Raw genomic sequence first — 14,052 nt, forward strand, 5'->3', positions numbered from 1 at the left:
CGTCGAAGCCAAGCGCCATCCCGTAGGCGACGAAGCTGACGACCTCGTGGTCCGGAATTCCGGCGCTGTAGACGCGCAGCCCCTCGAGCAGGAAGCCACCGATACCGAGGGCGAACAACGTCCAGATGAACAGATCGTCCTCGAGAGAGGTGTGGCGGTCCCAGAGACGGTGATTGCGGACCCAGTAGCGCCGGTAGAGGGCCATGCCGATGCCGACGACGAACAGCAGGCCCATCGCATCGACCATGAACTGGTAGGCGAGATAGAAGTCACCGTTCCAAAATGAGAGGCCGAAGAGTTTCTTCGCAGCGTACTCTTCGACCATCAGGATGGAGGTCGCGATAAACAGCGTCAGGAACCCCCAGAGGATAAACGAGTGCATCAAGCCGCCGTAGAGGTCTCTGTTGAACTGCTTCTCGTTCGAAAGCACGATCTTGGCCGCGCTTACGACACGGCGTTGTAGATCATCGACACGAGGGAACGACTCACCATCGCCCTGTGTATACCGGGCGAACCGCTGGTAGACACCGTAGGTGAAGACGGCAACCGTAACGAACGCAAGGAAATAAAACACCGCGTACTCGACACTGGTGATTCCCCAGTATGTCTCCCTTGCGACGTCTGCCTGTGCTAACGTATTCATGCACAATGAGGTGGGTGGCTGTGACTTAATTCTTGTTACACTCGTAGCCGATCCCGTTGCAGTCTTGCGGAAATTCCATCACTATTTTTAGTTTATAACATCGGTCTGCGTTCGACTACCCGTTCTCAACGTTATCTGGCAACAGGCTTAAATAGACTCCCGTCGGGAGTGTCCACCCATGAACGAGAAAACTGAGGAACTCCGTGATATCTTCACCGACGTGACCGACGGCGAGGACACCATCACCGAATCACAGGAGGATACCCGCGGCTCGCTCGAGCGAGACGAGCGATCGGACGAAGAACGCCTCCGCAGCGTCGTCCAGCAGATGCGCGAGCGCTACGCGTTCGAGACGCCGCTGTCCGACGACGAGTTGATCACGGTCGCACGAGGGTTCTACGACGACCGAACCGACGCCGACCTCGCTGCCGAGTTGGCGGTCCACGAAGACGTGATTTTCGACGCGCGGCTGTCCTTGCATCTCATCGATGAGGACGACGCCGACGAAATCGACCTCGCGGTGATCCGCGATCGCGAGGAAGACGACGCGGCGCTCGCCGCAGAATACGACGTTAGCGAGTCTCAGATCCGTCGGCACCGCCGCGTCGCCGAGGCACAGACCCAGTCCCGAACGGCCAACGACCGCTACCGCGACGAGTTCGACAGCATCCTTGCCGACGCCGACATCACCGAGCGCATGACCACTGACGTCCGCGAAGACGGCCTCGAGGACGCGACGGAGGGCATGGAAACGGACGTGGACTTCTAGAACCAACCTTTTACCCTGCGGTCTGCCGCGAGCGAGGCGTTTCGCGCCTCGCTCGCAGCGTCCCTCGGTAAAATCTCGAGAGAGCGAAGCTCTCTCGGACCTCGCGGGAGCTTCGCTCCCGCTTAGGGTTGATCAAAAGCACTCTTCCCTCCGTTCCGCTCACTGCGTTCGCTCCACATCGGTCGTCGGCCCGCTCGCTCCCTTTAGTCGCTCGCGGATGCAACTCTGTTCTTTCACCTACGCGAGCCTTTATATAGGAAAGCGGGACCAGACGGCCCATGACCCAAACCCATGTCGCGTTCAGCGACCTCCGAACCGCCGCCTACTGTGCGCGAAAGTGTTACTATCAGCGCGCGCTGCCGGCCGAAGAGCGCGAGCCACCGCCGGAAGTCGAGGCGATCCGCGCACTCGAGCCTCGCTATGAATCCCTGCTTGAGGCCTCGCCGGATGCCCTCGCGTCGGAGCCGATCGCCATCTCGCCCGGTCGCTACCGCGAGCGGCTGGCGGCGACGAGACAGCGCCTCGAGGACACAGGCGACTGGGAACGGCTTCGGAATCCCGACGAGCGGGACGTGTTCGCGACTGGCCGCCACTGTCGTGGAATCGTTCACAAGGTGCTCGCTGACCCGCTCGAGCCGGTGGTGCTTTCGTCGGGTGCGCCGCCCGAAACCGGCGTCTGGCAATCGCAGTCGGTTCACGCGGTCGCGGCTGCGAAAGCACTCGCCTGGGAGCATCAAGAATCGGTCGAGCGAGCCTGGCTCGAGTATCCTGCCTACGGTGTGATCCGGTCGCTCGACATGACGACCAGACGGAAAGCCCAGTATCGCAGCGCACTTCGGACGGTGCGCGAGTTGGACGGGCCACCGCCGCGGACGACGGCCCGTTCGAAATGCAACGCCTGTGAGTTCGCTTCGGAGTGTGGGGTCAAAACGCGGACCTTGCGGTCACTGCTGGGACTCGGCTAACGGGTCGATCAGTGCGTCTCGAGCCAGGTCTCGATTTCGTCGGCTTGCGCGCCCCGGCGGTGGATCGTCGCCGACGAGACGTCGACGACGGTACTCTCGGTGCCGTCCGTTTCGCCGCCGTCGAGAACGACTGCGGCGGCCTCGCGGATCTCGGGATCGAGGTCGCCGGGTTCCCGGACGCTCGGTCGACCGCTCACGTTCGCGCTCGTCGCCGTAATCGGCGTGCCGGCGCGCTCACAGAGTCTGAGCGCGATGGGATGATCCGGCACGCGGACCCCGACGCGGTCGCGACCCGCGGTGAGTTCGTCCGGGACACTCTCGCGTCGCCGACAGAGGACCGTCACGGGTCCGGGCAGAAACGTCGCCATGAATTGCCGTTCCCGTTCGGTCGCGCGGACGTACTGCAGCGCCGACGGCACCGACGGCACCGCAAACGACAGTGGCTTCGATCGATCGCGTCCTTTCACCTCGAAGACCCGCTCGACGGCGTCGGGCTCGAGTGCCGCCGCGCCGAGGCCGTAGACGGTCTCGGTGGGGTAGACGACGAGATCCCCGGTGTCGATCGCCTCGGCTGCACGGTCGAATTCGCTCATTCGATTCGAACTCGGCCGATCTCGAGCAAAAAGCTGTCGCTCGGGGCTGTGCTCACTTGAGACCGAGGTCGGTCTCGAGGTGGTCGTAGTCGGGGAACTCGGGCCAGTCGGTGGCGACCCACGCACTCTCGACGGTGCGAGCCGCATCGATCGCGAAGAAGGCGATACGGGGTTCGCTGATGCCGGTCATCCCGTCGAGGTCGTGGGCGATGCCGTAGGACTCGGCGACCTCGTTTCCGGGATCGGCAAAAAACCGGAAGGGGTAGTCGTTGTCCTCGAGAAACCGCGTGACTTCGTAGGGAGTCGAGGCCGTGAGGCCGACGACTTGACCCACACGCTCGTCCCAGTCGCGGGCCGTGAGTTCGTCCCAGACGTACTTGGCGAGAAAGGAGCCCGTCATCGGCGTGAACACGAGGACGGTCGGCCCATCGTGCTCCTCGACGAGCGCTGCGAGCGATCGGTCCTCCCAGAACTCGTCGGTGACCAGCGGCCGAGTGAATGCGGGGGCGGAGTCGCCGGGTTCAGGATGGTCTGCTGGGCCGAGATCGACGACGTCGAAGCCGAGCATTAGTCCCCACCTCCTGCACTCGCTGCGGCTGCGTCGGGACGGTCGGCGTCACTGTCGCCGTAGGTCGTCTCGAGATAGCCGACGATGTTTTCGCTCTCGGCCATTGTGACGCCGGTAGTGGCGTCGACGATGACGGGGACGGTCCGAACGCCGGCGACGCGTTTGACGACGTCCCGGTCGGAATGCATCGGTTCGACGAACCGCGATCGGTAGTCGAGATCGTACTCGCCTAACAGCCGGGCGACCCGCTCGCAGAACGGACAGCCCTGCAGCCGGTAAAACGTAATCGGTGGCTCGGCGGTCTCACTCATGGGCGAATGTAGCGCCAACGACCGGGTAAACGTGTCGTCGGCGGCGGCGATGGCCGTTAGTGATCCTCGAATAGGAAACTGTTAACCGATTCAGGGATAAGGCTGTATATCAATGGCGTTGTCTCCGCCCCTCGAGGCCGTGTTGGCTGTCTATGAGGTCCCGCTGGTGGGACTCGAGATCGATCAGTCGGTGGTGACGATCCTCGGAGCGCTCGCCCTCGTCGGACTTGTTGGTCTCTCAGCGTTCTTCTCGTCATCCGAAATCGCGCTGTTTTCGATCCCGAAACACCGCGTGGAAGGAATGGCCGAAGACGGGATTCCTGGCGCAGAGCGCGTGAAGGCGCTCAAGGAGGACCCGCATCGGCTGCTCGTGACGATCCTCGTCGGGAACAACATCGTCAACATCGCGATGTCGTCGATCGCGACGGCGATCCTCGGGTTGTACCTCGGTGGTCTGACGGCCGTGACAGTTGCCACGCTCGGGATTACCGCTGTCGTCTTGCTGTTCGGCGAGAGCGCACCCAAGTCCTATGCGGTCGAGAACACCGAATCCTGGTCGATTCGCGTCGCCGGGCCGCTGAAAGTCGCCGAGAAGCTGATGTTCCCGCTCGTCGTCCTCTTCGATTATCTCACCAGACAGATCAACCGACTGACCGGCTCGACGGGGGCAATCGAGACGCCCTACGTCACCCGCGACGAGATTCAGGAGATGATCGAGTCCGGCGAGCGTGAGGGCGTCTTAGAGGAAGAAGAACACGAGATGCTCCAGCGGATATTTCGATTTAACAACACGATCGTCAAAGAGGTCATGACGCCACGACTGGACATGACGGCCGTCCCGAAAGACGCCGACATCGACGAAGCGATCGAGACCTGTATCCAGAGCGGCCACGCTCGCGTACCGGTCTACGAGGGCAGCCTCGACAACGTGCAGGGAGTCGTCCACATCCGCGATCTCGTCCGCGATCTCAACTACGGCGAGTCCGGCACCGACGAACTCGAGCTCGCCGATCTCATCCAGCCGACGCTGCACGTTCCCGAGTCGAAAAACGTCGACGAGTTGCTCTCGGAGATGCGCGAGAACCGGATGCACATGGCGCTCGTCATCGACGAGTTCGGTACCACCGAGGGACTGGTGACCATGGAGGACATGATCGAGGAGATCGTCGGTGAGATCTTAGAGGGTGGCGAGGAACAGCCGATCGAGGCGATCGACGAGGATACTGTCCTCGTCCGTGGCGAGGTCAACATCGAGGACGTCAACGAAACCCTCGAGATCGATCTGCCCGAGGGCCAAGAGTTCGAGACGATTGCCGGCTTTATTTTCAACCGCGCAGGTCGACTCGTCGAGGAGGGCGAGGAGATCACCTACGACGGTGTCCGCATTACGGTCGAGACCGTCGAGAACACGCGGATCATGAAAGCGCGACTCAAGAAACTGGCGGTGCCCGACGACGACGCTGCAGCGGAACACGACGAGACAAATCCGGTGGAGATCGACGAGAACAATACGTAATCGCGTCGCGGTTACTGCTCCCCGTTGACGATCGCTGCGACATCGCGTGCGACTGCGGGCGGGACGACGAGTCGACGCGGCCCTTGGACGTACTGTCCGCCCGGCTGGGCGTAGCGAAGCGACAACACGGCGGCATCGCCGATCGGGCGAACCGAGACGTCCTCGATCACCGCGAGATCGATCGCCTGTTTCGGCTCGTAGAGGTAGATCGTCTGCGCGTCGCGGTCGAACGTGCCGACCGACTGCAGAAACGAGGCCAGCACGAGCGCGACGAGCGCAAGCGGGAGTAACAGTGTGACCAGCGCGGTGAATGGGCTGGCACCGACAGCTAGCAATTCGTTCTGTGAGATGTATCGGCCGATACCCAGCAGCGAGCCGATAATGATTCCCATCACAACAGTGCCGACGGCAGCGTCCATTGCCCGATCCAGGCGTGTCCCCGACGGGACATCGCCCGGGAGCCACTCGAGATAGCGCTCGGGCTCGTCCGTGGCGGCGAGTGCGAGGACCGTCGTGGCCAGCGCTGCGAGGAGGGCGATGACGACGATGCCACCGCCGACTCCGCTGGCCATTCGGTACAGCCGCCAACTGACGACGATACTGATCGCGGCGAAGAACGTGCTGACGCCGAAGGTCCAGAGCAGCCGAACGGTACGCGAAGTGTTCGCGTCACGTCGCCACTGGACCGCATCGTCGGGGAGTTCGGTGCCGTCGACGGCGTCCTCGTCCATACTCGATGTCACGACCCGTCGTGTAAAGACCGTTCGATGTTGCTTGATACTACCGGACAACAGTCAGTGACTACTCGATCGCGTCTCGACGGCTGTCGCTGTCGGCGACAGCGTCTCGAGTGCGATCGATGTCTGCACCGTTTTATCCGGCAGTATGAGGACCGCATCCGATCTGCTGTCAGTCAGTGCCGGTGGGATCGCGACCCGGCCTGCGATTGCCCCGGGTAATTGGGACAGCAGCCCGTCTCACAGCAGGAGTGCGCTGACAGCGGTGTAGCCGACGTAGGCGACGACGATCGAACCGGCGAGCGAGCCAACCCATGCGAGGACGGTCACTCCCATCTTGCGAGCGCTGACGCCACCGCCAGCGCCGGCCGCCGCGTACCCGCTGCCGATGATCGCGCTGACGATGATCTCGTTGAACGAGACCGGGATACCGAAGAACACCGCGGCCTGTGCGATAATAAACGAGGGGATCAGCGCCGCGATCGATCGGCGCGGCCCCAGCGAGGAGTAGTCCTGCGAGATCGCCTTGATCATCCGCGGTGCACCGGTCCACGACCCGAGCAGTAAGCCAAAGCCGCCGCCGACGAGCATCGCGAGCAACGGTAACTCGAGTTGGTTCGTGAGCGGAATCAATGGGCCGATCGCGAGCCCGACCTGACTGCCGCCGGCCGAGAAGGCCACGAGGCCGCCGAGGACGAGTAGGAAGTGCCGTTCGCCGCGTTCGGTTCCGTTGCCGAGATCGAGCGCGATCGCGCCCGCCCACAGCGACGCGATGAGCAGCGTGGCCACAGCGGTACCGGCAGCCGCGGGGACGGGGAGCGACCTGCCAGATACCTGTGCGATCGATGCGCCGCCGGCCCCCGAGCCGAGGATCGCGAACTCGATGTTGGCGACGATCGCGCCGACGATGGCGGCCAGCCCGATCACGAGGTGTTCCTCTGCGATCGCGTCGGCCCGCAGGGCTCGAGCGACCGCGTACGCGATAGAGCCGCCGACGAACGGCGTCAGCACCCAGAGGGTGGCGATCTCGGTGTATTTCGCCCACGCTGGGTCGCCGCCCATGGCGAGGCCGGTCCCGATGACCGCGCCGGTGACGGTAAACGCCGTCGCGATCGGATACCCCGTGAATATGCCGGTCGCCACCAGCGCAGCCGCGATGAGCAAGGCGAGCGTGGCGGCGGTCGACGACAGTGTTACCCCACCGATGAGTTCGGTGCCGACCGCCTCGGAGACGTTTGCCCCCTGCAACACCGCGCCGGAAAAGCCAAGCAACCCGACGAGAAAGCCCGCTCGCATCACCGAAATCGCGTTTGCGCCGACTGCCGGGGCAAACGGTGTCGACCCGCTCGAGCCGGCACCGATCGCCCAGGCCATGAAGAGACTCGCGACCGCGGCCACGGCGAATGCGCCGGCTGTAGCGATATCGACCATCTACTCCCTTCCTATTGGATGTTCCTACAAGTGTGTGCCGACCTTCGGCTGGCGGTAGGGGCTCGCTGTCTCTTGTGCCGACGCGGTCAGTTCGTCGTCGACTTGGAGTTGTCGTCGGGTTCGGGTGGGGGCTCTGCGCCTTCGATGGCCTCGGCAGCGTCGGTATCTTTCTCGACTTCGACGTGCCAGCGGTCGATCTCGTCTTCGTACTCGGCGAGGCGATCGGAGACGGCCTCCTTGAGGGTGTCGTCGTTGACGTTGATCTCGAAGACGAACTGCTCGCCGTTGTCGGCGTTGCGTGCCGACTGCTGGATGTTTGCGCTGACGAGTTCGTTGTCGAAGTAGTATGGTGCGAGTTGGGTCATCACGTTCTGGTAGACCGTGTCTTCGACTCGTCGTAGCGCCTTGCGCCCTGCGGAGTCGGCCGCTCGCGCAACGTAGTCGATCGACTCCTTCCAGGTGTCGACTGCTGCCCCGGCTTCGTCCTCCTCGAGTTGCTCGTACGACTCCGACAGTTTCTCGCCGGCAGTCTTGATGTCTTCGTCGGGACCTTTCCCGGCCTTTTCACCCTTGCCCTCTTCGACGCTAGCCTGATCGGCCGTCTTCTCGCTGACGTCCGACTCGAGGGTCTCGTGGGCTTTTGGACGCCACTCGTCCCACTCCTCGAAGGCTCCAGTGTAGTCCGTGTCGGCGGCCTGTTCGGAGGCGTGGACATCGATCTCCCGAAGCGCGCGCGTGATGCGTTCGCCGTGTTCGACGATGTCGCCCCAGTCACCGCGAACCTTGAATCCCGAGATACTCTCTTCCATTCGGCTGGCCGACTGATAACGTGCGAACGAGTATAAACTTCTCTGCCGGCACCTGTCAGGGTGACAATGGCCTTGTTCTCGTTTATCTGGACTCGAGGCCCGCACCAGCCGTGGGGACATGACGGATCACCCATCGTCGAATGCGATCATGTCTCTCGTGACCGGTAGCCGAGGGGATCGGTGTGAGGCTTGTGGCTGATCGATACTGTGAACTATCCGGCGAGTGGCTGTACGGGTATGCCGATTGAAGACCGGGATGATGCCTATCTCATCACGCACGCACTGGCAAAGGATACGCTCTCGCGCCTGCGCGACGTCGAGACCGAGCAGGTCAGCTTCCGGAAGGGGCTGGTCAAACTCGGTCGGATCTGTGGCTACGAGATCATCGACGGGCGGATGGAAACCGAGTACGTCGAGATCGAGACGCCGCTCGAGTCGACGATGGGCGAGCGCGTCAAGGGACTTGACAACGTCGTCATCATCAACGTCTTGCGCGCTGCGACGCCGTTCGTCGAGGGCTTGCTGAAGGCGTTCCCGCGGGCACGACAGGGCGTCATCAGCGCCAGCCGTGACGAAGAAGCTGGTCGCGAGGAGGACGGCTCGTTCCCTATCACGGTCGACTACGTCAAACTGCCCGAGATCACCGAGGAAGACACGGTCATCATCGCCGACCCGATGCTCGCAACGGGAAGCACGATGTGTACCGTCCTCGAGCATGTCATCGAGAACTCACCAGAACCCGAGAACCTGATCGTTCTCTCGGCCGTGTCTGCCCCCGAAGGCCTGCTCCGTGTCGGCGAAGAACACGACGAGGCCGACCTGCTGACGGTCTCGATCGACGACCGCCTCGACGACGACGGCTTCATCGTTCCTGGTCTCGGCGATGCCGGCGACCGGGCGTTCCGGACGACGTGAGCCGCTTGCGCGCGCACTCTCACTGAACGGGAACCCGGACTTTTGATGATCGTCGTCAATCGAACTGCGATGAGCGACAGCGTCGTCGATCCGGGCTCGAGTGTCCGCTCTTCTACTACGGTGCCGTGTCGCAGGTATCGACCCTGAGCAGTGCGTTTACCGGGCAGCGCTGGATGACTGCGGTGGCGAGGCGGTCACTACCGGCGACGAACGCGAGCGTCTCGGGCGTCCGCTGTCGGGTTCGATAGCCGACGACGAGGTGTTCCCTCGCGAGACGCACACGGCCGGCCCGGTCGATTCCACAGCCGTTCCTGTCCCTGCGCAGTCGAACACGACGAAGTCGAGTCTAGATTCCTTTGCCTTCGTTAGGACCAGTCGGATCCGATCGCTACCGACAGTCAGAATACTAATTATATATCTTATATCATGTGATTTGGATAATATTGGTGAGCAAACATTTGTTAGTTGTCCATAACTGGCAACAAATGTGGAAATATGACCCTTTAAAATTGATAATGCATAAATAGCCTCGCTATTATCGTGGAAGTATGTCATACGATCTCAACAGACGACAATTCGTGACAGCAGCAGGTGCTGTCGGTTTGACGGCACTCGCCGGCTGTAGCGGCAGTGACAGTGGAGGCGGAAACACTCTCTCGTGGCACGCTGGTGGCACTGGCGGCACGTACTACCCACTCTCGAACAACTTCAAGACGATCGTCGAGGACAACACGGACTACTCGCTGCAGGTACAGTCGACCGGGGCGAGCCTCGAGAACGTCGGTAGCCTCAACCGCGAGGATGCCGACTTTGCGCTGATCCAGAACGACGTCGCGTACTTCGCGGTCAACGGTACAGGCCCCGAGGACCTCCAGGGCAACCCGATGGAAAACATTCGCGGCGTCGCAACGCTGTATCCCGAAACGATCCACGTCATCACGCAGGCCGATTCGGGAATCGAGACGATCCAAGACCTCGATGGTGCGACGATCAACACTGGCGACGCGGGCAGCGGGACGCAGGTCAACGCGTTGCAGATCCTCGAGACCGCCGGTATCGAGGAAGGCGACTTCACCGAACAAAATACCGACTTCGATACGGCGACAGACCAGATTCGCGACGGCGACATCGATGCAGCCTTCGTCGTCGGCGGGTGGCCGGTCGGCTCCGTCGAGAACCTCGCGACCAGTGCAGGTATTTCACTTGTCGAAATCTCCGGCGAGACGCGTGAGAACGTGATGAACGACGCTGAGTGGTTCGCCGAGGACTCGATTCCCGCCGATACCTACAACGGCATCAGCGAGGCCGTCGAGACGGTGTCGATGCAGGCGATGATTGCGACCCACGACGGTGTCGACGAAGCGGTTGTCGAAGCCGTCACGACGGCGATCTTCGACAACGCCGATGCCATTGATCAGAAGTCCGAGTTCATCACTGTCGACTCGGCACAGGACGGCATGCCGATTGACCTTCATCCGGGCGCTGCGGCATACTTCGGCTAAGCCAAACAGCGCAACCACCTCCGTAATTTATCGACCGTGAATCGCCCACCGTACCGCTATCTGGCTGTTATCGTGGCCGTCCTCGTACTGGTTGGAGCAACAGCAACCGTTACATCGACTGCGTCGGCACAGCGAACGCTCGTCGTCACCGATGCAGACACCGGCGACGAGCTGCTTTCGGTGCCGGTCGACGATGGCGACGTCGTGACGCTCTCGTACACTCACAGCGTCGAGAAGACGACCGTCGAAGATATCTACGTCGTCGACGGGACTCAGCTCCGAATGGATCGAATGGTGTTTCATTCACACGGTGCTGGCCTGCCGTCGGATGCACCGATTAAGACGACCGAGGAGGGACTCGTCCTCGAGTTCGACAAATCGTACGACGAAGTCGGCGTCGTTCCGGGCTGGATCGCCGGACACGAACTCATCGTCGACAGTGAACGTTACGACTTGGTCTCGCTTTCCGATGACGCAGTCACCCTCTCGGTAACCGAGCGCACGCTCGTCGACGAGCTCCGCCAATCTGCGGCCCGAGCTGTATCGATAGACGAACCGAGAAGTTCACACATGATACCATGAGTACAGACACACAGGACGCGGAGTCTCTTTCGAACGAAGAACAGGACGAATTACTACAGGAGGTCGAGCGAAGTCGCTCTCATCAGGGGCTATCGGCTGCATTCGTCGCCCTGATCGGCATCACGTTTTCGGCGTTCCAGATGTGGATCGCAGCCCGCAGCTACCAGTTCAGCGCGACACTGCCGGGTATCGGGACCGTCGAAATCGCGTCGCTCCAGCCGTTGCAGGTGTACACGATCCACGTCACCTTCGCGCTCGTCCTCGCGTTTCTGTTGTTCCCGGCGAGCACCGGCGACGGATTCGTTGCCCGCCGTCTCGGCGCAATCGTTCCCGCCGTCAGCGACCGACTCGGTCCGGACAGCCCCGTCACGCGGGCCGTCGAACGACTCCGTGACGGCGTCCGGTGGGCAGCTATCGACCCGAGCCTGCGTCGGATCACACCGCTCGACGCCTGTCTCGCCGTTATCTCGCTGCTCCCGGCCTACTACGTCGTGACCTCGTACGACGAAATCCAGCGGCTGGCGACCTTCGGTATCCAATCCGGTGCGCCACTCGGCGAGGCCGTCCCGCCACTCGAGCCACTCGCCGCCGTGCTGACCATGATCTTGCCACTCGAGGGGCAGTCCGGCGCGTTCTTGCTTGGCGCGCTCGGCATTCTGCTCGTGCTTGAGGCGACGCGCCGGACGCTCGGCGTCGTGCTCATGTCGCTGATCGCGTCGTTCATCGTCTACGCCCGCTGGGGGTATTTCATCCCGAGCGATTCGGCGATCGGTGCGCTGGCGATCCAGCCCGACACCTGGGCAAGCATCGTCTACGACCTCTGGTACACTACGGAAGCGGGCATCATGAGCACGCCCGTTTCCGTCAGCGTTCGCTTCATCTACATCTTCATCCTCTTCGGGGCCTTCCTCGAGATGAGCGGTGCCGGTAAGTGGTTCATCGATCTTGCGTACTCGATGACCGGCACCAGAAAGGGCGGCCCGGCGAAAGCGAGCGTCGTCTCGAGTGGCTTCATGGGGATGCTCAGCGGCTCGTCGATCGCCAACACGGTGACGACGGGCGCGTTTACGATCCCGCTGATGAAACGCTCTGGCTACTCACCCGAGTTCTCGGGGGCAGTGGAGGCGTCGGCCTCCTCTGGCGGCCAGGTTCTTCCGCCCGTGATGGGCGCGGCCGCGTTCCTCATCGTCGAGTTCACTGGAACGGCGTACTCTGACGTGATCATGGCCGCGACCCTGCCTGCGATCGCGTTCTTCTTCGGGATGTGGGTCATGGTCCACTTCGAGGCGGTCCGTGGCGGAATCGGCGGCCTCGCGCGTGGGGAACTCCCCGACGGCCTCGCGAAGTTCCGCGCCGGCTGGTTCTATTTGATTCCGCTCGTCCTCCTGATTTACTTCCTGGTCATCGCTCGCCTGTCGATCAACCGCGCCGGCTGGTATACGATCATCGCCATCACCGCGTTGATCGCCGTCGTAGCCGCCTACGACGAGCGCAGCCGTGTGCCGCTGCTCGGTTCGATCGCCGCGATCACGCTCGCTCACACCGCCGCCTTCGCGACCTACGGCGTCGGCCTCGTGAGCGCGGTGCAGGTCCTGCTCGGCCTCGAGTCGGCGGCCAATCCGTACGCGCTCGGTGCCGCAGCGGGCGCTGCCACCGCGGATCTCGGATCGATCGCGATCGCCGTCAGCACCGTCTTCCTGTTCGCTCGGCCGCAGGCGAACGCACCGCTGCTCGAGCTTGACGACTCGATCGACGAGTCCGCACGTCGGTCTGCGGCGTCGCTCGGTCGCCCGTCGCTCGCCGACAACGCCGGCTACCGCTTCGGGACGTTCGTCCTGAAATCGATGGACTCGGGCGCACGAACCGCGACCACAGTCGTCATCGCCGTCGCGGCCGCGGGCGTCGTCCCCGGCGTGATCAGCGTCTCCGGGCTCGGTCCGAACCTCGCAGCGCTTATCGACGCCGTCAGCGGTGGCTCGATCCTGATCCTGCTTGCTCTGACCGGTGTCGCCGCGATCATCTTCGGAATGGGGATGCCCACGACCGCGATGTACATCATCCTGGTCGCGATGCTCGGCAGTCCGATGGAGGATCTTGGTGTCTGGGTCGTCGCGGCTCATCTCTTCGTCCTCTACTTCGGCCTAATGGCTGACGTCACGCCGCCGGTCGCCGTCGCCGCCTTCGCCGGCGCGGGCGTCGCCAAAGCAGATGAACTCAAGACTGCGACCGCCGCGTTCCTCCTCTCGTTGAACAAGATCCTCGTCCCCTTCGCGTTCGTGTTCTCCCCGGGCATCCTGCTCGCACGGAACGTCAACGGCCAGTGGGGTCTCATCGGCTGGAGCGACGTTACGGAGCTTCGCTTCTTCCTCCCCGAGGTCGTCGTCCCCATCCTCGGGATGTTCCTCGGCGTCTACGCGCTCGGGGTCACGATCATTGGCTACCAGTACTCGTCGGTCAGCGCTGGAACACGCACGCTGTACGCGATCGCTTCGATCCTCCTGATGGTGCCCGAAGTGCCGCTGCTCGTCCTCGAGGGCGCACTCGCACTTGCCGGCGTCTCCGTCGGGCTCACCGGCCTTTCGGCGACGCTCCTGCTTCGCGTGCTCGGCCTGGCGATCCTCGTCTCGCTGTCACACCGCAACTACACGCGACTGTCCGGGACGGACCTGGAATCCGCCACGCCGAACCCGAGCGAAGCGTAACGCACTCGT

14 protein-coding genes and 1 pseudogene are annotated in these 14,052 nt (G+C 62.7%); 7 read left to right on the top strand and 8 right to left on the bottom strand.

Translation table 11 applies throughout. The features are described 5' to 3' along the window. A pseudogene (locus tag BSG09_RS11910) lies at positions 1-643 on the bottom strand (Fe-S oxidoreductase); the annotation flags it as partial. Positions 644-821: 178 nt separating this feature from the next. Between BSG09_RS11910 and BSG09_RS11915 the strand changes: the two are divergent. Further along, positions 822-1,412, top strand: a complete 591-nt coding sequence (locus tag BSG09_RS11915; protein ID WP_092933388.1) for a conditioned medium-induced protein 4 — start codon at positions 822-824, stop codon at positions 1,410-1,412. A 278-nt stretch (positions 1,413-1,690) separates the two neighbouring features. After that, a complete protein-coding gene (locus BSG09_RS11920; RefSeq protein ID WP_092933390.1) occupies positions 1,691-2,377 on the top strand; it encodes a hypothetical protein in 687 nt (228 codons plus the stop codon). Positions 2,378-2,385: 8 nt separating this feature from the next. Here BSG09_RS11920 and BSG09_RS11925 read toward each other — a convergent pair whose 3' ends face one another. The 3 genes from BSG09_RS11925 to BSG09_RS11935 are packed head-to-tail and all read right to left on the bottom strand — an operon-like array spanning position 2,386 to position 3,849. Then, positions 2,386-2,970, bottom strand: coding sequence for an L-threonylcarbamoyladenylate synthase (locus BSG09_RS11925; RefSeq protein WP_092933392.1), 585 nt, complete (start codon positions 2,968-2,970; stop codon positions 2,386-2,388). A 52-nt stretch (positions 2,971-3,022) separates the two neighbouring features. After that, complete coding sequence (locus tag BSG09_RS11930) at positions 3,023-3,538, bottom strand: redoxin domain-containing protein (protein ID WP_092933394.1); 516 nt, start codon at positions 3,536-3,538, stop codon at positions 3,023-3,025. Next, on the bottom strand, positions 3,538-3,849 hold the full coding sequence (locus BSG09_RS11935; RefSeq protein ID WP_092933396.1) for a glutaredoxin family protein: 312 nt from the start codon (positions 3,847-3,849) through the stop codon (positions 3,538-3,540). Before BSG09_RS11935 ends, BSG09_RS11930 begins: the two co-directional genes overlap by 1 nt. Before the next feature lie 112 nt (positions 3,850-3,961). Between BSG09_RS11935 and BSG09_RS11940 the strand changes: the two genes are divergently transcribed. Further along, complete coding sequence (locus BSG09_RS11940) at positions 3,962-5,365, top strand: hemolysin family protein (protein ID WP_092933398.1); 1,404 nt, start codon at positions 3,962-3,964, stop codon at positions 5,363-5,365. Between the two features lie 11 nt (positions 5,366-5,376). Here the strand turns inward: BSG09_RS11940 and BSG09_RS11945 are convergent, their stop codons facing one another. The 3 genes from BSG09_RS11945 to BSG09_RS11955 all read right to left on the bottom strand — a co-directional run bounded on the left by BSG09_RS11945 (position 5,377) and on the right by BSG09_RS11955 (position 8,342). Next, positions 5,377-6,096: a hypothetical protein gene (locus tag BSG09_RS11945; protein ID WP_092933400.1), complete on the bottom strand. Its 720-nt coding sequence runs from the start codon at positions 6,094-6,096 to the stop codon at positions 5,377-5,379. A 246-nt stretch (positions 6,097-6,342) separates the two neighbouring features. Further along, complete coding sequence (locus BSG09_RS11950) at positions 6,343-7,533, bottom strand: inorganic phosphate transporter (protein WP_092933402.1); 1,191 nt, start codon at positions 7,531-7,533, stop codon at positions 6,343-6,345. A gap of 86 nt (positions 7,534-7,619) precedes the next feature. Then, entirely contained in the window at positions 7,620-8,342 is a 723-nt protein-coding gene (locus BSG09_RS11955; protein WP_092933404.1) for a DUF5828 family protein, read from the bottom strand. Positions 8,343-8,579: 237 nt separating this feature from the next. Between BSG09_RS11955 and upp the strand changes: the two genes are divergently transcribed. Beyond that, positions 8,580-9,257 carry a uracil phosphoribosyltransferase gene (upp, locus tag BSG09_RS11960; protein WP_092933406.1) on the top strand — a complete coding sequence of 226 codons (678 nt, stop codon included), beginning with the start codon at positions 8,580-8,582 and terminating at the stop codon, positions 9,255-9,257. 115 nt (positions 9,258-9,372) lie between these two features. On the opposite strand, the gene BSG09_RS11965 is transcribed toward upp, so the two are convergent. Beyond that, a complete protein-coding gene (locus BSG09_RS11965) occupies positions 9,373-9,582 on the bottom strand; it encodes a YgaP family membrane protein (RefSeq protein ID WP_092933408.1) in 210 nt (69 codons plus the stop codon). Between the two features lie 223 nt (positions 9,583-9,805). Between BSG09_RS11965 and BSG09_RS11970 the strand changes: the two genes are divergently transcribed. Genes BSG09_RS11970 through BSG09_RS11980 form a run of 3 tightly spaced genes read left to right on the top strand, consistent with a single transcriptional unit; the run spans position 9,806 to position 14,043 of the window. Next, complete coding sequence (locus BSG09_RS11970; protein ID WP_092933410.1) at positions 9,806-10,759, top strand: TAXI family TRAP transporter solute-binding subunit; 954 nt, start codon at positions 9,806-9,808, stop codon at positions 10,757-10,759. A gap of 36 nt (positions 10,760-10,795) precedes the next feature. Beyond that, positions 10,796-11,341 carry a DUF1850 domain-containing protein gene (locus BSG09_RS11975; RefSeq protein WP_092933412.1) on the top strand — a complete coding sequence of 182 codons (546 nt, stop codon included), beginning with the start codon at positions 10,796-10,798 and terminating at the stop codon, positions 11,339-11,341. Further along, the gene (locus tag BSG09_RS11980; protein WP_092933414.1) at positions 11,338-14,043 is read left to right on the top strand and encodes a TRAP transporter permease; all 2,706 of its coding nucleotides are present in this window, start codon (positions 11,338-11,340) and stop codon (positions 14,041-14,043) included. The genes BSG09_RS11975 and BSG09_RS11980 overlap by 4 nt, the downstream gene beginning before the upstream one ends. Positions 14,044-14,052: the final 9 nt, after the last annotated feature.

It is taken from the genome of Natrinema hispanicum (assembly GCF_900111485.1).
GTDB classification, from domain to species: domain Archaea; phylum Halobacteriota; class Halobacteria; order Halobacteriales; family Natrialbaceae; genus Natrinema; species Natrinema hispanicum_A.